This is a genomic window from Aminobacter sp. P4_H6_2 (genome assembly GCF_056400805.1).
This window is the reverse complement of record NZ_JBFUKO010000375.1, coordinates 1-5,303: the sequence shown is the minus strand read 5'-3', so window position 1 is coordinate 5,303 and position 5,303 is coordinate 1. Positions and strand designations below refer to the sequence as shown.

8 protein-coding genes are annotated in these 5,303 nt (G+C 64.0%); all 8 read left to right on the top strand.

Features of this window, described 5'->3' with window-relative positions; translation table 11 throughout:
- Positions 1-221 (top strand): phage major tail protein, TP901-1 family (locus AC1DUU_RS22130; protein ID WP_476785539.1); only part of this gene is annotated, 221 nt, incomplete at its 5' end.
- Positions 218-559, top strand: a complete 342-nt coding sequence (locus tag AC1DUU_RS22125; protein WP_476785538.1) for a gene transfer agent family protein — start codon at positions 218-220, stop codon at positions 557-559. The genes AC1DUU_RS22130 and AC1DUU_RS22125, both read left to right, overlap by 4 nt.
- 44 nt (positions 560-603) lie before the next feature.
- Complete coding sequence (locus tag AC1DUU_RS22120) at positions 604-783, top strand: phage tail assembly chaperone (protein WP_476785537.1); 180 nt, start codon at positions 604-606, stop codon at positions 781-783.
- Positions 776-1,351, top strand: coding sequence for a phage tail tape measure protein (locus AC1DUU_RS22115; protein ID WP_476785536.1), 576 nt, complete (start codon positions 776-778; stop codon positions 1,349-1,351). The genes AC1DUU_RS22120 and AC1DUU_RS22115 overlap by 8 nt, the downstream gene beginning before the upstream one ends.
- 18 nt (positions 1,352-1,369) lie before the next feature.
- Positions 1,370-2,008, top strand: coding sequence for a phage distal tail protein, Rcc01695 family (locus AC1DUU_RS22110; RefSeq protein ID WP_476785541.1), 639 nt, complete (start codon positions 1,370-1,372; stop codon positions 2,006-2,008).
- A 2-nt stretch (positions 2,009-2,010) separates the two neighbouring features.
- Entirely contained in the window at positions 2,011-2,892 is an 882-nt protein-coding gene (locus tag AC1DUU_RS22105) for a DUF2163 domain-containing protein (protein WP_476785540.1), read from the top strand.
- Entirely contained in the window at positions 2,889-3,335 is a 447-nt protein-coding gene (locus AC1DUU_RS22100) for an NlpC/P60 family protein (protein WP_476785535.1), read from the top strand. Before AC1DUU_RS22105 ends, AC1DUU_RS22100 begins: the two co-directional genes overlap by 4 nt.
- 15 nt (positions 3,336-3,350) lie before the next feature.
- Positions 3,351-5,303: baseplate multidomain protein megatron (locus AC1DUU_RS22095; protein WP_476785534.1), on the top strand; the 1,953-nt coding region annotated here is incomplete at its 3' end.

The following is a 5,303-nucleotide window of genomic DNA, read 5'->3' as shown; positions in this document are numbered from 1 at the left end:
GCTCCGGCATCTTCAAGGACCAGCAATCCGATGCCAGGATCCGCAGCTGCTTCTTTGGCGGCGAAATTCTGAGGTGGCAGCTCGCCGTGCCCGACTTCGGGGTCGTCGATGGACCATTCCAGATCACCGCGCTGGAATATACCGGCAACCACGATGGCGAGGTGACCTTCGAGGTGGCGCTCGAATCCGCTGGCGTCGTCGGCTTCACGGTGACGCCATGACGGCGAACAGGCGGCGCGGCGAGATTGCCGCCGAACTGGATGGCAAGAGCCACCGGCTGTGCCTGACTTTGGGGGCACTGGCCGAGCTTGAAGCGAGCTATGTCGCAGCCGACCTTGCGGCACTGGTGGAGCGGTTTTCGAGTGGGCGCCTGTCGGCGACCGACATGATCCGTGTCATTGGCGCTGGTTTGCGCGGCGCTGGATATGAGCTCTCCGACGACGATGTCGGTTGCATGCGCACGGAGGGCGGCGTGACAGGTTTTGCCACGATTGTCGCCGACCTGTTGACCACGACCTTCGGTGCAACGCCGAAGGCAGAGGACGGCCAAAACCCTTAGTCGCCGCAGCAGGTGCTGGCGCGGAATTCCCCTGGGACAGCGTGATGGCCATGGGATTCGGCCTGTTGCGGCTATCGCCGAGGGACTTTTGGGCAATGACGCCGCGCGAGCTGGAGCGCGCGATGAGCGTGCTCGGCGTGGCCCGAACCGGAGCGCCCGGCAAGGAGAACCTCGTTGAGCTGATGAAAATGTTTCCCGACCGGACGGAGAACCAATTTGGCTAATGGTGTGATCGTCAAGATCGAAGCAGACGACAGCTCGTTTGTCTCGACGCTGAAGTCGCTGGAAAAGCGGGCCGATAGTTTCGGCGCCCATCTTACAAGCGCGCTGAAATTGGCGACCGTAGGCGGACGCGAACTCGAGGACGTGCTGAGAGGCCTGGGCATGAACATCGCCGGCATGGCGCTAGGGCAAGGGCTCAAGCCGCTTCAGTCGCTGGGCGGATCACTCTTCCAGGGCTTGATGCAGGGCCTGCAGAAAGCGCTTCCTTTCGCCAAGGGTGGGGTGACGGGCGGCGTGGTGCCGTTCGCGTCCGGCGGCGTCGTGTCATCGCCAACCTATTTTCCGAACGGCAAGAACCTCGGCCTGATGGGCGAGGCCGGTGCCGAGGCGATCCTGCCCTTGCGCCGTGGCGCTGACGGTGCCTTGGGCGTTGCGGCTCCCGGCGGCGGTGGCGCCGTCAATGTGGTGTTCAACGTGACCGCACAGGACGCAGCGTCATTCCGCAAATCCGAAGCGCAGATCACTGGCATGCTGGCGCGCGCCGTGTCGCGCGGCACGCGAACATTTTGAGGAGGACTTGTGTCGGGGCTGGCCAATTTCCATGACGAGGTCTTTCCGCTCGCCGTGTCCTTCGGCGCGACGGGCGGGCCGGAGCGGCGCAACGAAATCGTTTCGCTGACCTCGGGACGGGAGAAACGCAACCTGCGCTTTTCCCAGTCCCGCCATTACTATGAGGCCGGAACCGGCGTGAAGTCGCTCGACGATCTTCACGATGTCCTGGCGTTCTTCGAAGCACGGCGCGGCTCGCTGCACGCATTCAGGTTCCGCGATCCGTTCGACATGAAGTCATGCCGGCCGAGCCAAGCTCCCGACATGCTGGATCAGACATTGGGGACGGGCGATGGCATTAAAGCGCGGTTCGCCCTGGTGAAATCTTATGGTTCCGGCACGGACGCTTACCAGCGCCTGATTTCCAAACCGGTTGCGGGGAGTCTCAGGATCGCCATTGCCGGCGCAGCGCAGCCTGCGTCGGCGTTCTCATTCGATGGCGCTACCGGCGAGGTGGTTTTCGCAGCTGGTTCGATCCCGGCAATGGGCTTGGGGGTGACGGCGGGTTTTGAATTCCATGTGCCGGTGCGCTTCGATGTCGAACGCCTGTCCCTGAGCCTCACGGCCTTCAAGGCCGGGCAGATCCCGTCGATTCCCCTCGTGGAGGTGCTGCTGTGACGATGTCTTCGGCACTGACGAACCATCTCGGACGTCCCGTAACCAGCGTGTGCCATTGCTGGCGGCTGACGCGCGCCGATGGCGTGGTGAGCGGTTTTAGCGACCACGATCGCCCGCTGGCGCTTGATGGCACGACATTTGAGCCGGAAACGGGCCTCGCCGCCAGCGAGGCGCGCAGTTCGCTCGGCCTCGCGGTCGATACCGTCGACGTCGAAGGCGCATTGTCGTCCGAACGCATCCGCGATGTGGATATCGCTGCCGGGCTCTATGACAATGCCAAGGTCGAAACCTTTCTGGTCAACTGGATGTCACCTGGGCAGTTTGCCCTGTTGCGGACCGCGACCATTGGCAAGATCACGCGCAGCGACCAGCGTTTTGTGGCCGAGCTGGAAAGTGCCACGCATGCGCTCGACCAGCCGAGGGGGCGCGTCGTCAATCGCGCTTGCGACGCCGAGCTTGGCGATGCCAGGTGCGGCGTGATGCTGAACCAGCCGCAGTTCTCGGGCAGCGGAACCGTCACGGCCCATGCCGAGCCCGACCTGCTGACCGTGTCGGGGCTCGGCGGCTTCACGTCGGGATGGTTTACGCATGGCACGCTGACCTGGACCGCCGGAGCAAGGAGCGGTCGCAGCGAACGCATCGTCGCCCATCGCCGGGAGGCATCCGGCGTGACACTCATCATTGGCCCGCGCGCGGGGGCAACGGTCATGGCAGGTGATACGTTTTCCGTCCGCGCCGGATGCGACAAGACATTTGCAACCTGCAAGGCGAAGTTCGCCAACGCCCTTAATTTTCGTGGCTTTCCGCACCTTCCGGGCAACGACGCCGGTTATTCCTATGTCACGGAAGGCGGCGTCTTTGACGGCCGGCCGATCGTGCCATGAGTGAAGGAGATATTGCGGCGTCCGTAGTGGCGGAGGCGTGGGAGTGGGTCGGGACGCCTTACCGTCACCAGGGCAGCCGCAAGGGCGTGGCCTGCGATTGCCTTGGATTGATGCTTGGGGTCTGGCGCGAGATCTACGGCCATGAGCTGGAGCATCCGGGGCCTTACGCGCCTGACTGGGCCGAAGCCACGGAGCAGGAACGGCTGCTCGATGGACTGCGAAAACACTTGCTGGAGAAACCCGTTGTAGCAATGGCCGCCGGCGACCTCATCGTGTTTCGCTGGCGCCCGCATCTGCCGGCGAAACACGCCGCGATCCTGATCGAGCCGGACTGTTTCGTGCATGCCTATCAGGATCACGGCGTGACGCTGACCCGGCTCGTGCCGCAATGGCGGCGGCGCATCGCCACTGCCTTTGCCTTTCCCAATCCGAAGCATAACTGATTCCGGAGGCCGTTGATGGCGACCATTCTGCTGCAGGCTGCCGGGGCATTTCTCGGCGGCATGCTTGGCCCTATCGGCAGCACGATCGGGACCGCCGCCGGTGCGCTGGCCGGCTACGCCATCGACCGGGCGCTGATCAACGGCACAAGAAGGATCGAGGGACCACGGCTTACGGGCGCGCGGCCTTTCACTGCCGAAGAGGGTGCGTCGCTGCCAAGGATCTACGGCACGGCACGCGTTGGCGGGACGTTGATCTGGGCGACGCGCTTCAAGGAAACGCGCTCGACCCGGCGGCAGGGCAAGCTTGGCCCGAAAGTGACCGAATATGCCTATTATGGAAATGCCGCCTTTGCGCTGAGCGAAGGTGAGATCGCCGGCATAAGGCGCGTCTGGGCGGACGGGCGCGAGATCGATCGCGAGACGATCGAACTGCGCATCCATCGCGGCACCGAGGGCCAGGCCGTCGATCCGTTGATTGCGGCCAAACAGGGTGTCGGCAATGCGCCGGCCTATCGCGGCGTTGCCTATGCGGTGGTCGAAAACCTCGATATTGGCGAGTACGGCAACCGCATCCCACAGATGCAGTTCGAGGTGATCCGGCCAATCGGCGACCTGCGAAAGCGTGTCCGCGCTGTCACCCTGATCCCCGGCGCGACCGAGTACGGGCTATCAACGAGCCTGGTCACGCGGCAGAAGCGCCCCGGCGACACCGAGGCGCTCAATCGTCACGTGCTCTACGCCGGTACCGACATCGCAGCATCGCTCGACGAGTTGCAGATGATCTGCCCGAATCTCGAGAACGTCGCGCTTGTGGTGACCTGGTTCGGCAACGATCTGAGGGCCGGCCAATGCCGGCTGAGGCCGGCGGTGACCAACGCCTCGACCTCGGGCCTGTCGGCCGCCTGGCGCGTGTCAGGCATAACCCGGCCGAATGCCATGCTGGTTTCGACACATGATGGTGGCCCCGCCTATGGCGGCACGCCGTCCGACAAGAGCGTCAAGGAGGCGATTGCCGAGATCAAGGCGCGTGGCCTGAAGGTGACGCTCTATCCATTCATCATGATGGATATTCCGGCGGCAAACAGCCTGCCCGATCCCTATGGCAATGCCAGCCAGGCGAGCTATCCTTGGCGCGGGCGCATAACCTGCATGCCAGCGCCGGCGCTTGCCGGTACGACCGACCGCACGGTCGCGGCGCGAAACCAGGTCGACGCCTTCTGCGGTTCGGCACTGCGGAACCAGTTCGCCGCCGTCGGAGACAGCATCAGTTTTGCGGGCAGCGCAGACGACTGGGGCTATCGGCGCTTCGTCTTGCACTATGCGCATTTGGCGGCGGCCGCCGGTGGTGTCGATGCCTTCCTGGTCGGTACCGAACTGCGCGGCCTGACCACCTTGCGTGATGCTGGCAATGCGTTCCCGTTCGTCGAGACGCTTTGCACTTTGGTGGCTGATGTTCGCGCGGTGCTTGGTCCTGTCTGCCGTATCACCTATGGCGCCGATTGGAGCGAGTATTTCGGCTACCAGCCGGGCGATGGCAGCGGAGATGCCTATTTCCATCTTGATGCGCTTTGGGCGCACCCGGCGATCGATGCCATCGGCATCGACAATTACATGCCCCTGTCGGACTGGCGCGATGCGGACTATGCGGGCGGCAACCCGGACGGATTTGCTTCGCCCTATGATCCCAGAGGCCTCGGCGCCGCAGTCGCCGGTGGCGAAGGCTTTGACTGGTATTATGCCAGCGTCGCGGCACGGCTGGCACGGTCGAGAAGTCCGATCACCGACGGCGCCTATGGCAAGCCCTGGGTGTTTCGCTACAAGGATCTTGTCGGCTGGTGGGCCAATCAGCACTACAACCGGGCCGCCGGCGTGGAGGCGGCGTCGCCCACTCCATGGGTGCCGCGCAGCAAGCCGATCTGGTTCACAGAGCTCGGATGCCCTGCAGTCGACAAGGGGCCCAACCAACCC